Here is a 15,488-nt window from a genome sequence, read left to right on the forward strand (position 1 = left end):
TCAAGTGCCAGTGTTAACTCGGAGCGTATCAAGTGTTCAACTACTGGGCAAGTGTTACTGTTTCAACCTGATAACCCAGTGCGCGTAAACTCGGTTCAATGCTGGCTTTGTCGCCGACAACGAGCATTACCATATCGTCGAGATTCAATAACTTACTCGCAAGCTGGTTTAACTCTTTTGTCGTGATATTGTTAACGATTTCATCTTGCTTTTGGGTAAAGTTTTTATCGAGTTGATAACGTTGAATCATTCGCAAAAATCCTGCTTTTTGATACGGCGTTTCGTACTCAAGTGCTTGGCTTTGTGCAATCGAGCTGCGCATAAAGTTTAGCTCATCGTCGCTCATGCCGCTTGCTTGATAAGCGTTAATCTCATTTACAAACTCGACTAAAGCATTTGCTGTCACATCACTACGCACACTGGCGTAAGCCATAAACTCACCCGAATCTTCGGCACCGACAAACATGGTTCTTGCGCCATAGGTGTAGCCTTTGTCTTCACGTAGGTTCAAGTTAATACGGCTATTAAAAGCACCACCTAATGGGTAGTTCATCAGGTAAGCTTTAAAGTAATCGCCTGTGGCATCGTAAATTAACGATGTTTTGCCAATGGTAATCACCGATTGTGCAGCACCTGGTTTATCGATTAAATAAATGGTGTTTTTGGGGTGCACAGGTACATCAGGTAACTTAGCGACTTGAGTTGCATCACCTTGCCATTGTGAAAACACTGATAATTTAGGCAATATTTGTTGTTGGTTTAAATCTGACACCACGACCATCTGCGCGTTACCGGCACGATATTGCTGCTGATAATATTGCTTTACATCATCTAAGGTCATAGCCGATAACGATGCTACAGTACCGTTGCTGCTAATGCCCATTGGGCTTTGACGCCCGTAAAGTAGCTCATTAAATCCGCTGCTGGCAATGTAGTTAGGATCTGACAATTGATGCTGTAAACCTTGTATTGCCTGTTGCTTAACACGGTCAAAATCAGCTTGTAAAAAACCTGGGCTAAATAAACGCTCTTCAACCAATGCTAAGGTAGCATCTAGATTTTCAGTTAAGCTCGATACTTTAATGTAGCTTTGCTCACTACTCGCGCCAAAGCTAATGGTTGAGCCTAGCATGTCTAATGCACCAGCAAGCTCTTCGCTGCTGCGCTTAAGACTTGACTCATTTAACATTGAAGCAGTTAAATCGGCCACGCCGGCTTTATCAAGCGTTGCGAGGCGATGACCGCCGTTTAGGTAAATTAATAACTCTACGGTCGGCGTTTCGTTACTTTCTGTGCCCATCACGTTAATGCCGTTCTCAAGCTTAGCTTGCCAAAGCTGCGGCACTGTCAGTGACGGCGCGGCTGAAGATGCTGGCATGTTATTGCGGTCAAAAGATGATTTAGCAAATGCGATGTTTGTTAACCCCGTTACCGCATCTTGCGCTATTGGTAGCACTGTCGGCTCAAAGTTATCAGCATGGGCAATTAATTGCGTTTGCCCTTCTGGCACTATGCTCATGACCACCATAGGTTTGTTTTTGATGTAAGTATTAAACACTCGCATGACATCTGCTTTAGTCACATTGGCATATCGGGCTAAATCAGAGGCCACCATATCTGGCTGACCAAAGAAAGTTTGGTTAGCCGCTAATGTAGACACTTTACCTTGCACACTTTGCATGCCAAATATGGTATCGGCTTCAAACTGCACTTTGACTTTTTGTAAGTCATCATCGGTCACGCCACGTTGCTCAAACTCAGCAATAGTCTGGTTAACCTTGGTTTCAATGTCAGCGAGATTACCGCCTTTAGCGGGGTTTGCAACCGCATACAAAGACAACTGACATGCTAGTTCCTGGCAAGGATGGCTGACACCGGCTTGTACGGCAAAACCTTCTTTAACGAGGTTTTTATAAATCAGTGAGGTTTTACCGCCACCTAATATATTGGCCAATAAGTCGAGTGCGGCTTCATCTGGATGCTGGGCATACACGGTTGGAAAACCAATATAAAGTAACGGCAAATGGACTTTGTCTTGCATCGAAATATAGCGAGTTTTATCTAATGTCACTGACGTTTTTTCGTCTGGTTTGACTTCTGGCCCACGCGGAATTTCACCAAAGTATTGGTTAATCCAGGCTAAAGTTTGCGCTTCATCAAAGTCGCCGCCAATCGTTAATGTGGCATTGTTGGGGCCGTACCAGCGTTGGAAAAAGTGCTTAACATCGTTTGCAGTAGCACGGTCTAAATCTTCTGGCCAACCAATAACCGGCCAAGAATAGGGATGACCCGCGGGATAAAGAGCTTGATTGAAGCGTTCATTTAAGCGCCCATAAGGGCGATTGTCGATGCGTTGGGCACGTTCGTTTTTAACGGTTTCGCGTTGTACTTCAAATTTTTTGTCGGTTAATGCTGGCAATAAAAAGCCCATGCGGTCTGACTCTAGCCAGAGCATTTTTTCGAGTTGATTGCTCGGTACGGTTTCAAAATAGTTAGTGCGGTCGGTATTAGTGGTACCGTTAAGTGTGCCACCAGACTCGGTCACCACTTTAAAATGCTGCTCGTCTGCGACATGCTCAGAGCCTTGAAACATCATGTGTTCAAATAAATGCGCAAAACCACTGCGACCTGCAAGCTCACGAGCTGAGCCTACGTGATAAGTCACGTCAACATGCACTAATGGATCTGACTTGTCTTGATGTAAAATCACCGTCAGGCCATTTGCAAGTTGGTACTTTTTATAGGGAATACTCACTTGGTTTTCTGCCTGGGTAACGGCTTCAATTAAGCTGACGCCTTGAGGCAATGATGATGCTTGTTGCCCATCATATGCACAGCCTGCAAGAGCTGCACTGATGGCACTGGCCAATAACCATTTTTTTAAATGTAGTTTCAAAATCGAGTCCATCCTTTTAGCAAAGCGTCTAACGCACAAGGAACTTGTTGCGCTAGCCTATTAATTCGAGATTCATTTCATATTGTCATACCGACAGAAAGATGAAAACAATCACACTGTAACGTAATATTTTTCCGACAAACATCAATAATGTTGATGCCACTAGAGGCCACTTTAACCAGCCAGCAAGTAGACATAGCACATCACCCACGAGTGGCAACCAAGATAATAACAACGACCAAATGCCGTAACGTTCAACCCACACCAAGGCGGTTTGATGAGATTTACTTTGAATGTCTTGCGGATTTTTAGCCATCCGACCAGCGCGGCCTAAGCCGTAACTAGTCAGCGCGCCCAACGTATTGCCTAACGTCGCCATAAGTAACAACTCAGGCCACATTGTCGACGTATCATTGAGTAACGCCACCAGCAATACTTCGGAGCCGCCCGGTAATAAGGTGGCCGCTAAAAAAGCGCCAGAGAACATCATCCATAAACTGGTCATGACTTGTTTTATTATCTCGTAAAAAGGTTATGAGTGAACGGGCTATACTTTCGACCAACAAAAATCGGTTTTGTTATTGAAATAGGTTAAAAAAGCGTAAAAAATTTAAAGTTATAATAACAAACCCACTTATTCTTATAAGTTATAACAAAATAACGTTGTCGGCTATGAGTTCAGTTCATACAATGCAATTAATAATTATTAACCTTATGCGGGACCTCTGGACGTTTTAAACGCCATGGCCTGCTATTTAACCCATTAACATGCTATCGACTTTGGCATAACACCGTGGGTTTACACTTGGAATTGACATGATACTGCAAACGCTCAATCGTATTCCGTTTTGGCAAAAAGTTATTGCTGGTTTTGTATTGGGTACCCTCACCGGTGTTGGTTTAGGTGAATCGGCGGTCATCCTAAAACCCCTTGGCGATTTATTTATCAGTGCCATCAAAATGTTGGTCGCGCCGCTGGTATTTTGTGCCATCGTGGTCAGTATTACCTCGCTAGGATCGCAAGGTAATTTAAAGCGCTTAAGTTTTAAAACCTTAGCGATGTTTATGTTTACTGGCACCATTGCCTCGTTTATCGGTCTCACCATTGGTAGCCTTATCGACATGGGCGGTAGCCTGACGCTGGCCACCACAGAAGTGCGCGAACGCGATATCCCTGGGTTTGCGCAAGTATTATTAAACATGATCCCGGTGAATCCATTTGCTTCGCTAGCTGAAGGTAACGTGTTGCAAATTATTGTATTTGCTGCGTTGGTGGGCATTGCAATTAATGCCGTGGGCGAAAAAGCCGTTCCGCTTAAAAATATCATGGAAGCAGGTGCTGAAGTGATGTTCCAGTTAACTCGCATGGTACTTAAATTAACCCCTATCGGCGTATTTGGACTGATGGCTTGGGTTGTGGGCGAGTATGGCTTAAGTACGCTTTTGCCGTTAGGTAAGTTTATTATGGCGATTTATATTGCTGCGCTTATCCACATTATTGTTGTTTACGGTGGCCTCGTTAAGTTTGCTGCGGGGTTAAGCCCAATACAGTTTTTCCGCAAAGCATTGCCAGCACAAGTTGTGGCATTTAGTACTGCATCAAGTTTTGGTACTTTACCGGCTAGCACCCGCTGCACTGAAGCCATGGGCGTGTCAAAACGCTATAGCGCGTTTGTACTGCCACTAGGCGCAACCATGAACATGGACGGTTGCGGCGGAATTTACCCTGCCATTGCTGCAATATTTATTGCGCAAATTTATGGTATTCCACTGGATATGACCGATTACATGCTGATTGCGGTGACCGCAACGGTAGCTTCGGTGGGTACTGCGGGCGTGCCTGGTAGTGCGATGGTGATGTTAACGGTGACATTAGGTGTGATTGGTTTACCGCTTGAAGGTATTGCCTTTATTGCGGCCATTGACCGTATTATCGATATGATCCGCACTGCCACTAACGTCACAGGCGATATGATGACGGCCGTTGTCATTGGTAAAAGCGAAGGTCAGTTGGATGTAGAGCAGTTTTATGCTGATGAAAAGCCGGTTGAACAAACCGCATAACGTTATCGATGTGAACATATAAATCATTAAGCCAGCACTAACGTGCTGGCTTAATGATATTAACGATATAGATTAATGATTGTCTGACGGTTTCAATACCCTATCTCGGACTCGACAGCTTTAACCCCACGATAGCGATAACGCTGTTAGTCATAGCACGCTTAAGTAAATAATCTCAACTCTAGATACATAATATAAAACCGCCCAAACCGGTTAAGATTTGGGCGGTTAATAATTTGATATGCCAATATCTAAATCAGGATGTTAAGGCTAATCTTGAATCTCAACCTTGAAACTCAATCTGAAAAATAAGCCAATCTGTGATTCAGATAATATTACCCTAACACAGCCAATAATACCCCAGCAGCTACAGCGCTACCGAGCACACCTGCAACATTTGGCCCCATCGCGTGCATGAGCAAGAAGTTTTGGTCGTTAGACTCTAAACCCACCTTGTTAACCACTCGCGCCGCCATAGGTACAGCAGATACACCAGCCGCGCCAATCAACGGATTAACTTTACCGCCAGACAGCTTACACATTAATTTAGCCATTAATACACCCGTTGCAGTGCCAATACTAAAGGCTACCGCGCCAAGGATTAAAATCCCTAAGGTTTCTATGCGTAAAAACTGATCGGCTGATAACTTTGATCCCACAGCTAGCCCTAAAAAAATGGTCACGATGTTGATCAACTCGTTTTGTGCCGTTTTAGACAAACGGTCAACCACGCCAGATTCACGCATCAAATTACCAAGACAGAACATGCCAACAAGTGGTGTTGCTGCAGGCAAAAACAGAATGGTCATTCCCAATACCATCAAAGGGAAGATGATTTTTTCTTTTTTGCTGACTTCACGCAGCTGCTCCATTTTAATTGAGCGTTCTGCTTTGGTCGTTAGTAATCTCATAATTGGAGGCTGAATTAACGGTACTAATGCCATATAAGAGTAGGCCGCAACAGCAATAGCACCTAACAAATCCGGTGCAAGCTTAGAAGCCAAGAAAATAGCCGTTGGACCGTCTGCTCCACCAATAATGGCTATGGCAGCAGCATCTTGCATCGTAAATGAAAACCCAGGCACGGCATTAAGTGCAATCGCCCCTAATAAGGTCGCAAAAATACCAAACTGAGCAGCAGCACCTAATAACAAGGTTTTCGGGTTAGCAATTAGCGCACCAAAATCGGTTAATGCCCCTACGCCCATAAAAATCAGTAGCGGAAACACGCCTGTCTCAATCCCGACATGATAAGCAAAGTAAAGTAAGCCGCCTTCTTCAGTAAAGCCTGCATTAGGGATATTGGCCAAAATAGCGCCAAAACCGATAGGTAGCAGTAAAAGTGGCTCAAAACCTTTCACAATGGCTAAAAATAATAACAAACACCCTACTGCCATCATCAATACTTGGCCGCCAGAAAAATTGGCAATACCCGTTTCGGACCAAAAGGCCATTAATCCTTCCATTTTGACCTCTTATGCTAATGCAAGTAATGCTGAACCGACTGTCACGCTGTCACCTTGCTTAACTGCAAGGTTAGCGATGATACCGTCTTGTGGTGCACGAATTTCGGTTTCCATTTTCATAGCTTCTAAAATAATGACCACCTCACCGGTTTTAACCGCTTGGCCGTTGCTTACAAGCACTTTAAAGATATTTCCCGATAGAGGCGCAGACATAGTACATTTAACCTCACCAGCAGAGGCTGGAGCAGCTTGAGCTGGTGCACTGGCCACTGATGTTGCTGATGTTGCTGATGTTGGCGCAATATTGCTAATGTCACCGCCTTCGCTGACTTCAACCACAAAGCTTTGACCATCAACATTAACGGTATAGGTTTGCGGGCCTTTATCATCAGTAACCTGCAAATCATCTGCGCTAGGTACGGGTTCAAATGCATCCGGATTGCCACGATTTTTAAGAAACTTAAGACCAATTTGATTAAACAACGCGTAAGTCATGACATCGTCATCTAACTCAGCCGCTAAGCTAAAACCTTGTTCTTTTGCAGCTTGTTCAAGCTCAACACGTAATTTATCCAGTTCTGGTGCAATCAAATCTGCCGGACGGCACGTAATCGGTGACTCGCCTTTTAACACACGTGCTTGTAGCTCGGCATTAACGGGCGCAGGCGTGGCACCGTATTCGCCTTTTAGTACGCCTTCGGTCTCTTTAGTCATGGATTTGTAGCGCTCGCCCATCAATACGTTAATCACGGATTGTGAGCCAACAATTTGCGAGGTAGGTGTCACTAATGGTAAAAAGCCAAGATCTTCACGTACCCGTGGAATCTCCTCAAGCACGGCATCCATTTTGTCAGCAGCGCCCTGCTCTTTTAATTGGTTTTCCATGTTAGTTAGCATGCCGCCAGGCACTTGTGCACGTAAGATACGTGAATCAATCCCTTTTAACGCACCTTCAAAGCGCACGTATTTTTTACGCACTTCACGGAAGTATGCGGCGATTTCTTCTAACAGCACCATGTCATAGCCCGTGGCTCTGTCAGTATCTTCGACCATAGCAACAAGTGTTTCAGTGGCACTGTGACCATAAGTTTGGCTCATTGAAGAGATCGCGGTATCCAGTACATCAACCCCGGCTTCAATCGCCTTTTGATAGGTTGCGGTGCTTAACCCTGTGGTGGCATGACAATGCATCGAAACCATTAAGTCTGTTTGCGACTTTAAACGGCTAATAAGCTCATAGGCCTGCATTGGCTTAAGTAAACCAGCCATATCTTTAATACATAAAGAATCTGCGCCCATGTCTTCTAAACGCTTAGCCATATCCACCCAGGTATCGATGGTATGCACTGGGCTTGTGGTAAATGAAATTGTACCTTGTGCATGTCCGCCAACGTTTTTAACTGCCTTAACTGCCGTTTCAAGGTTACGTACATCATTCATAGCATCGAAAATACGGAACACATCGACACCGTTGGTATGAGCACGCTCGACAAAGCGAGTCACGACATCGTCGGCATAATGACGGTAGCCTAGTAAATTTTGCCCACGCAATAACATTTGCTGCGGCGTATTAGGCATGGCTTTCTTTAATTCACGAATACGGTCCCACGGATCTTCGCCAAGATAACGAATACAAGAGTCGAATGTGGCTCCACCCCATGACTCAAGTGACCAAAATCCAACTTTGTCTAATAGCGGTGCAATGGGCAGCATATCGTCGATACGTAACCGCGTGGCCAGTATTGATTGGTGGGCGTCACGTAGGACAACATCGGTTAGTGCTAATGGCTTGCTCATATTGACTCCAAATTTATTTCGCGCGGTATTGATGTATCGCAGAGGTAATTGCGCTTACCAGCTTAGGATCTAATGTTGACTGAGCCGATGCTCTTGGTGCTATCGGCGCAGGTGTTGGTGTAGCCACTGGCGCAGGAAAAAGCTTTGCAACAATCCCTATACCCACGATCAATAGACTTAAAAATATAAACACTAGGCCCATGCCCATTATCATGATGCCCAGCGCATCGGATAACTGCTCAGATATCGATGTCATGCTTCCTCGCTTATTTTTCTAACCATTAAATCTTATGTCGTAAATTGTTGAGGCTGTCGATGCACCATCACTGTGCGCGATGGTGACAAGTCGATTTGCAGCCGTAATTTTGAGCCACGGATTAACAATTGCTAATTCAGAAAGCATAAATATTCAATTTAATATCGATTTAATACTGTGTTCCATTGAGTCAACGTCACGATTAACGCGACATAAACTCAAAATCCTGTCACAAAATATAAACAATATACGTCAACATTGCTATCCTTTTGTAAATTGGTCTTACCAAAACAAATGTTCAATGACAGTGCAGCAAAGGAATATTCAAAATAAACCCCCAATAAATAAAGATTCTATAATTATTTACGCGATTTCAATCTACAAATCACAAAATCGATAACATTAACGGTCAAGCAACATGCCGAAATAGTGCATCATACTTAAGCAAACGAATAAAATAACTGACATTAAGCAATAAAAATGAATAAAAATGTAATTAGCCAACCTAAACTCGAGATAAGAGATGGAAACAAAATGTTTAATATCAAATCATTAAGGTTCAAATGTTTCAAACTTGTGATTTTTTGCTAATAAGGTGAATTAACGCGTCAATAGCTAGCCGATTGCAAGTTCATTCAACGCATTCAGCGAGACAAAAGGCTTTTTGAAAACCTTTTTTATTCCCAGTTCAGATTGGTTAAGAAATATGTACTTGATTGAGCCTAAATCATCACGTTGATGAGCCCAACGAATAGCTGAAAGGATATGAAAGAGGATTAGCAATGTGAATGAGACTGGCAAACAGACATAAAAAAACGCCCTGTATAAATACAGGGCGTTTTTAATATGGTGCGCGTGGGAGGATTCGAACCTCCGACCGCCTGGTTCGTAGCCAGGTACTCTATCCAGCTGAGCTACACGCGCAAAATCGGTACAACATGCCATTTATTAGTAACACAACCATTATAGCTGCTAAAACAATAAATGGCGGAGAAGGAGGGATTCGAACCCTCGATGGGATTTAAAGCCCATACTCCCTTAGCAGGGGAGCGCCTTCGGCCACTCGGCCACCTCTCCGCAAAAATGGTGCGCGTGGGAGGATTCGAACCTCCGACCGCCTGGTTCGTAGCCAGGTACTCTATCCAGCTGAGCTACACGCGCGAAATTTGGGTTTTGGTGAAACATGAATGGTGCGCGTGGGAGGATTCGAACCTCCGACCGCCTGGTTCGTAGCCAGGTACTCTATCCAGCTGAGCTACACGCGCATTCATGGTTTACACATTAATAGTAAATGGTGCGGATGGGAGGATTCGAACCTCCGACCGCCTGGTTCGTAGCCAGGTACTCTATCCAGCTGAGCTACATCCGCATCGATTTTACTATTTTAAGAAATGGCGGAGAAGGAGGGATTCGAACCCTCGATGGGATTTAAAGCCCATACTCCCTTAGCAGGGGAGCGCCTTCGGCCACTCGGCCACCTCTCCGTTTTCTTGGCGCACATATTACTGTTTGACGAAAATAAGTCAAACCCTTTTTAGGGATCCTATCTTCATTTGGACTGTTTTTAATCACATTGGGGATAATAGCTTCAAATAGTCGTGAAAACTGTATTCATTTTTACGAATATTACTTTAAAAAATGATTTTCAAAGACTTTTTTTATACCGCTCAAAAATGATCATTTACTCAGAAAACAAAAAAGTCAGCAAACTGCTGACTTTATTTTTATCGGACAAAATAGCCGAAATTAGTAATTGCCACCTTCTGGAGGCGTACCTGATTTCTCAGATTGAATACGTTGGTAGATCTCTTCACGGTGAACCGATACTTCTTTAGGTGCATTAACACCAATACGTACCTGATTACCTTTAACACCTAACACAGTAACGGTGACTTCATCACCAATCATTAATGTTTCGCCTACACGACGAGTCAAAATTAGCATTCGATTGCTCCTTTAGTTCAATCTGCATAACACGCTTTGTCCGTAATATGCGTTTATTATAAGGTTCGCTTTACATAAAATCATAGTATCTATTTCTAAATACGTCAGTTTATAAAGCATTATCTATTCGGAAATTTTAAAGTCTGACGAAAATATCAACTATCAATACGTAATAAGTCCAAATTCATCATATTTGCACTCACCACGGTGTTAAATAAATCTAAACAGCAAAACCAATAACAAAACGACAGAGATAAAACCATTAATGACCTGTGTACGCACACAGTTGCAATCACAACTTATTACCCTAGTAATCCCTTTAAACGCTTTTTACTGTTAGCGAGTTACTTCACTATGCCAAATCTACTGTTGGCACTCAAGTTATAAAGTTGAATATCTTAGACTTTATGCCCTAAGTGCCAATTAAAGCGCTATTTTGGCTAAATGTTAGCTCAAACGCTCAGTAATCCAAGGTTCAACAGATGCTAATGCAGCCGCTAAGTTCTCAGGTTGTGTGCCACCAGCTTGAGCCATATCAGGGCGTCCACCGCCTTTACCGCCTACTTGCTGAGCGACCATAGCAACCAGTTCACCTGCTTTAACTTGTTTAGTTAAGTCGTTGCTAACACCCGCAATCAGGTTAACTTTGCCATCTTTTGCAGTGCCAAGCACAATAATGGCTGATTTAAGCTTCTGCTTTAATTCATCTTGCAAACCACGCAATGAGCCAGGGTCAACGCCCTCCATCAATTTAACCAGCACTTTAACGCCATGAATGTCTTTAGCATCACCGGCCATATCAGCACTGGCTGCAGCCGCTAATTTATCTTTAAGTTGCGATAACTCTTTTTCAAGCTGCTTCACTTTATCTAATTGGGCTTTTAATTTAGTCACAACAGATGCATTGTCTGATTTGAGCAACTGCGCAGCTTCATCTAGCATTGCCTGTTGCTCTGCAACATAGCTCATAGCCGCTGAACCCGTTACGGCTTCAATACGACGTACACCCGCAGCGATACCACCTTCGGAAGTGATTTTGAATAAACCGATATCACCCGTGCGGCCAACGTGAGTACCGCCACACAATTCAATAGAAAAGTCACCCATAGTCACAACACGTACTTGGTCATCGTACTTTTCACCAAATAGCGCCATAGCGCCTTTTTCTTTGGCTTCATCAATGGCCATTTCGGCAGTTTTTAATTGATGATTACGACGGATCTGGGTGTTAACTAATTCTTCTACCGCTTTTAATTCTGACGGTTTAACCGCTTCAAAATGTGAAAAATCGAAACGCAGACGCTCAGGATTCACTAACGACCCTTTCTGTGTAACATGTGAACCTAATACTTGACGTAATGCAGCATGCAACAAGTGAGTCACAGAGTGATTTAACTGAGTACGGTGACGTAATTTTTTATCCACTTGTGCAGATAACGTTTGCCCTACGACTAATTGACCTTGCGCTAATTGGCCTTGATGACCTGTCGCTTGACCAAACTTTTGAGTATCACTCACTGTAAATTCAATACCTTGAGCCGTTAACAAGCCTTTATCACCAACCTGCCCGCCTGATTCAGCATAAAATGGGGTATTGGCTAAAACGACAATAGCATCTTGACCGGCAACAACTTGCTCAACAGCTTTTCCATCAACATATAAACCCGTTACCGTTGACTCACCCGTAAGCTCCGTATAGCCACAGAACGCGGTTTCAGCATCAATGATTAAATTACTGTTGTAGTCTGCACCAAAGTTACCTGCAGCTTGAGCACGACGCCTTTGCTCTGCCATTGCGACTTCAAAACCCGCTTCGTCAACATGAATATCACGTTCGCGACATACGTCAGCAGTCAAATCGACAGGGAAGCCATAAGTGTCATACAGTTTAAAGACCGTTTCACCATCTAACGTGTCGCCTTTAAGGGTATTTAATGCGCCGTCTAAAATGACTAAGCCGCGCTCTAGGGTTCGGGCAAACTGCTCTTCTTCTGCTTTTAATGCTTTTTCAACAATCGCCTGCATGGCGTTTAAGCCGTTTGCTGCATCGCCCATCACGCTGATTAGGGTCGGCACTAATTTGTAGAAAAAAGCATCAGTTGCGCCTAACTTATTACCATGACGCACTGCGCGGCGAATAATACGGCGCAGCACATAACCACGCCCTTCGTTTGATGGCATAACACCGTCAGCGATTAAAAAAGCACATGAACGGATATGGTCAGCAATAACACGTAGCGATTTATTTTCTAAATCGGAGAATCCAATAATGTCAGCAGCTTTAGCGATTAATTGCTTAAAGATATCGATTTCGTAGTTTGAATGAACACCTTGCATGATGGCTGCAATACGCTCAATACCCATACCGGTATCAACTGAAGGTTTAGGTAATGGCAACATTTCACCGTCTGCTTGACGGTTATATTGCATAAATACAATATTCCAAATTTCAATAAAACGATCGCCATCTTCTTCTGGAGTGCCTGGACGACCACCCCAAATGTGATCGCCATGATCATAGAAAATTTCACTGCATGGACCACAAGGACCGGTATCACCCATTTGCCAGAAGTTATCTGAAGCGAACGCAGCACCTTTGTTGTCACCGATACGGATCATGCTTTCAGCAGGTACGCCAATTTTTCGGGTCCAGATGTCATAAGCTTCATCATCGGTTTCATAAATAGTGACGCATAAACGTTCTTTAGGAAGTTTTAAGGTTTCAGTTAAAAATGTCCAAGCAAAACGAATCGCTTCTTCTTTAAAGTAATCACCGAAACTGAAGTTACCGAGCATTTCAAAAAAAGTATGATGACGTGCGGTATAGCCTACGTTGTCTAAATCGTTGTGTTTACCACCCGCACGAACGCAGCGTTGTGAAGATGTCGCACGTGTATAATTTCGCTTATCCATGCCGAGGAACACATCTTTAAACTGGTTCATACCCGCATTGGTAAATAACAGTGTTGGATCGTTTGTGGGAACGAGTGAGCTGCTATCAACAACCTGATGTCCGTTATCTTCAAAATACTTTAAAAAAGCACTTCTTAACTCTGCTGTAGTCTGAAACATGAAATGGCCCTGAAATAGAAGAATACAAAGGTAACTAGCTTGACATGCAAGCCAGTAAATGTAGGCATTATATACTGAATTTAACGCAAGAAGCGAGACGAGCGAGCCGATTATCATCTGAGCAAAAATCGATGAATGAACGATACATTTCACAACCATTCTCAGCAGATGAAACGTGTTTGCTCATTAGGTGTCTTATTAGATTTTTTACTGATATCTAGGGTCTGTTGTTCTTTGATGGTTGAATTTTGTTCGAGTTAAAAACGTTTTAATCGAGACGAATGGATTGATGCCTAGTCATCTAAGCAACTCTTTATTTACAAAGAGTCATTCAACAAAGAGTAAAACGTTTTTAGCCGAACCCTTCGGGCAGCGTTTGTTGACCACTTTTACGGCGTAATCGACTTTTTATGTAGAATAACTATACCTCACAGTTTCTGCAGCGCAGTAATATATGTAAGTAGTGGCCAACAATTCGCTGCAAAAACAACCTTGAAAGATCAATAGGACCTAAGATTAGATCAGATTAAATATAACGCGGAAACAGTGCTTAGGCATCTCACATATAAAGCAGGTACAGAATTTGAGTTAGAAGTGTGTAGCGAGGGAATTTAAGACACTGACGTATTAAATAAATACACTTTAGATAGAGATAACTGAGTCGTTTTAATATTTACCGCGTTTTCTATAAAAAAATCGCGGTGCACTATATGCGCACCGCGACACTTTATTCATTTTACTTATCAGTCAATGAGTCAGATGACTAAGGCTTAATTAAAAAACTTCGCCCGTTTCTAAATCAATGTTTTCATCACCGTCGTCAGCACTTGATGAACTGCCTGTACCACTAGCAAGTAACATTGAACGTAAGGTAGTATCAATTTCTGTCGCAATGGCTGGGTTTTCAGTTAAGAATTTACCAGCATTTGCACGACCTTGACCAATTTTCTCACCTTTGTAGCTATACCATGCACCGGCTTTATCGACGATTTTGTGAAGTACACCTAAATCAACTAATTCGCCCGTACGGTTAATACCTTGACCATAAAGAATTTGGAATTCAGCTTGTTTAAAAGGCGCTGCAATTTTGTTTTTAACGACTTTAACGCGTGTTTCGTTACCCACCACTTCATCACCGTCTTTTACAGCACCGGTACGACGAATATCTAAACGTACAGAAGCATAAAACTTAAGTGCATTACCACCTGTAGTGGTTTCTGGGTTACCAAACATCACACCAATCTTCATGCGGATTTGGTTAATGAAAATAAGCAAAGTATTAGATTGCTTAAGGTTACCCGCAAGCTTACGCATTGCCTGGCTCATCATACGTGCGGCTAGGCCCATGTGTGAGTCACCGATTTCGCCTTCGATTTCCGCTTTAGGTGTTAGTGCAGCTACCGAGTCAACAATGATGACATCAACAGCGCCAGAGCGAGTTAAGGCATCACAAATCTCAAGGGCTTGCTCACCAGTATCTGGCTGAGAACACAATAAGTTATCAATATCTACGCCAAGCTTTTTAGCATAAATAGGGTCTAACGCATGCTCTGCATCAATAAACGCACAGGTTTTACCTTGACGTTGAGCTGCTGCAATCACTTCGAGTGTTAATGTTGTTTTACCTGATGACTCTGGTCCGTAAATTTCAACGATACGGCCTAGAGGTAAACCACCAGCACCTAGGGCGACGTCCAATGAAAGTGAACCGGTAGAGATAGTTTCAACATCCATTGTGCGGTCTTCGCCCAATTTCATAATTGAGCCTTTACCAAATTGCTTTTCAATTTGGCTTAATACGGCGGCAAGTGCTTTCTCTTTGTTTGGATCAACCTTCATTGTAAAACCCTCTTAAGGCATTCAATACGTTTAGTAAAATGCGATTTTTATTTAGGTGAGATGTTATAACTCATCTCAATATGTTCATCAGTATACTGTATAGTCATACAGTATCAAGTGTTGATCGTAATTTTTTTTATTCCTAGCCGAATTG

At 43.0% G+C, this 15,488-nt stretch carries 9 protein-coding genes and 6 tRNA genes; 1 reads left to right on the forward strand and 14 read right to left on the reverse strand.

All coding sequences use genetic code 11. The features are described 5' to 3' along the window. Positions 1 to 40 precede the first annotated feature (40 nt). Positions 41 to 2,896, reverse strand: coding sequence for a M16 family metallopeptidase (locus AC19MX_RS02415; RefSeq protein ID WP_432398956.1), 2,856 nt, complete (start codon positions 2,894 to 2,896; stop codon positions 41 to 43). An 85-nt stretch (positions 2,897 to 2,981) separates the two neighbouring features. Then, positions 2,982 to 3,401 (reverse strand): YqaA family protein, encoded by a 420-nt coding sequence (locus AC19MX_RS02420; protein WP_432398957.1) that lies wholly within the window; start codon positions 3,399 to 3,401, stop codon positions 2,982 to 2,984. Positions 3,402 to 3,712: 311 nt separating this feature from the next. Here AC19MX_RS02420 and AC19MX_RS02425 point away from each other — a divergent pair, with 311 nt between their 5' ends. Beyond that, positions 3,713 to 4,960 carry a dicarboxylate/amino acid:cation symporter gene (locus tag AC19MX_RS02425; RefSeq protein ID WP_432398958.1) on the forward strand — a complete coding sequence of 416 codons (1,248 nt, stop codon included), beginning with the start codon at positions 3,713 to 3,715 and terminating at the stop codon, positions 4,958 to 4,960. A gap of 335 nt (positions 4,961 to 5,295) precedes the next feature. Here the strand turns inward: AC19MX_RS02425 and AC19MX_RS02430 are convergent, their stop codons facing one another. The 12 genes from AC19MX_RS02430 to recA form a co-directional block, all read right to left on the reverse strand. Next, entirely contained in the window at positions 5,296 to 6,426 is a 1,131-nt protein-coding gene (locus AC19MX_RS02430) for a sodium ion-translocating decarboxylase subunit beta (RefSeq protein WP_432398959.1), read from the reverse strand. Positions 6,427 to 6,435: 9 nt separating this feature from the next. Further along, on the reverse strand, positions 6,436 to 8,223 hold the full coding sequence (gene oadA / locus AC19MX_RS02435; RefSeq protein WP_432398960.1) for a sodium-extruding oxaloacetate decarboxylase subunit alpha: 1,788 nt from the start codon (positions 8,221 to 8,223) through the stop codon (positions 6,436 to 6,438). Positions 8,224 to 8,236: 13 nt separating this feature from the next. After that, positions 8,237 to 8,479: an OadG family transporter subunit gene (locus tag AC19MX_RS02440; RefSeq protein ID WP_432398961.1), complete on the reverse strand. Its 243-nt coding sequence runs from the start codon at positions 8,477 to 8,479 to the stop codon at positions 8,237 to 8,239. A gap of 847 nt (positions 8,480 to 9,326) precedes the next feature. After that, positions 9,327 to 9,403: transfer RNA gene (locus tag AC19MX_RS02445), tRNA-Arg, on the reverse strand. A gap of 61 nt (positions 9,404 to 9,464) precedes the next feature. After that, a tRNA-Ser gene (locus AC19MX_RS02450) sits at positions 9,465 to 9,556 on the reverse strand. Between the two features lie 7 nt (positions 9,557 to 9,563). After that, a tRNA-Arg gene (locus tag AC19MX_RS02455) sits at positions 9,564 to 9,640 on the reverse strand. A 27-nt stretch (positions 9,641 to 9,667) separates the two neighbouring features. Next, a tRNA-Arg gene (locus AC19MX_RS02460) sits at positions 9,668 to 9,744 on the reverse strand. 27 nt (positions 9,745 to 9,771) lie between these two features. Beyond that, positions 9,772 to 9,848, reverse strand: a tRNA-Arg gene (locus AC19MX_RS02465). Positions 9,849 to 9,871: 23 nt separating this feature from the next. Further along, a tRNA-Ser gene (locus tag AC19MX_RS02470) sits at positions 9,872 to 9,963 on the reverse strand. 262 nt (positions 9,964 to 10,225) lie between these two features. Then, positions 10,226 to 10,423: a carbon storage regulator CsrA gene (gene csrA, locus AC19MX_RS02475; protein ID WP_160053698.1), complete on the reverse strand. Its 198-nt coding sequence runs from the start codon at positions 10,421 to 10,423 to the stop codon at positions 10,226 to 10,228. Between the two features lie 447 nt (positions 10,424 to 10,870). Beyond that, on the reverse strand, positions 10,871 to 13,495 hold the full coding sequence (gene alaS, locus AC19MX_RS02480; RefSeq protein ID WP_432398962.1) for an alanine--tRNA ligase: 2,625 nt from the start codon (positions 13,493 to 13,495) through the stop codon (positions 10,871 to 10,873). A gap of 774 nt (positions 13,496 to 14,269) precedes the next feature. Next, positions 14,270 to 15,334: a recombinase RecA gene (gene recA, locus AC19MX_RS02485; RefSeq protein WP_432398963.1), complete on the reverse strand. Its 1,065-nt coding sequence runs from the start codon at positions 15,332 to 15,334 to the stop codon at positions 14,270 to 14,272. Positions 15,335 to 15,488: the final 154 nt, after the last annotated feature.

It is taken from the genome of Shewanella sp. MF05956 (genome assembly GCF_059758055.1).

Bases quoted from the DNA above. Each gene is read 5' to 3' on its own strand.
- AC19MX_RS02420 (WP_432398957.1), bottom strand. From the start codon at position 3,401: ATGACCAGTTTATGGATGATGTTCTCTGGCGCTTTTTTAGCGGCCACC.
- AC19MX_RS02425 (WP_432398958.1), top strand. From the start codon at position 3,713: ATGATACTGCAAACGCTCAATCGTATTCCGTTTTGGCAAAAAGTTATT.
- AC19MX_RS02430 (WP_432398959.1), bottom strand. From the start codon at position 6,426: ATGGAAGGATTAATGGCCTTTTGGTCCGAAACGGGTATTGCCAATTTT.
- oadA (WP_432398960.1), bottom strand. From the start codon at position 8,223: ATGAGCAAGCCATTAGCACTAACCGATGTTGTCCTACGTGACGCCCAC.
- AC19MX_RS02440 (WP_432398961.1), bottom strand. From the start codon at position 8,479: ATGACATCGATATCTGAGCAGTTATCCGATGCGCTGGGCATCATGATA.
- csrA (WP_160053698.1), bottom strand. From the start codon at position 10,423: ATGCTAATTTTGACTCGTCGTGTAGGCGAAACATTAATGATTGGTGAT.
- alaS (WP_432398962.1), bottom strand. From the start codon at position 13,495: ATGTTTCAGACTACAGCAGAGTTAAGAAGTGCTTTTTTAAAGTATTTT.
- recA (WP_432398963.1), bottom strand. From the start codon at position 15,334: ATGAAGGTTGATCCAAACAAAGAGAAAGCACTTGCCGCCGTATTAAGC.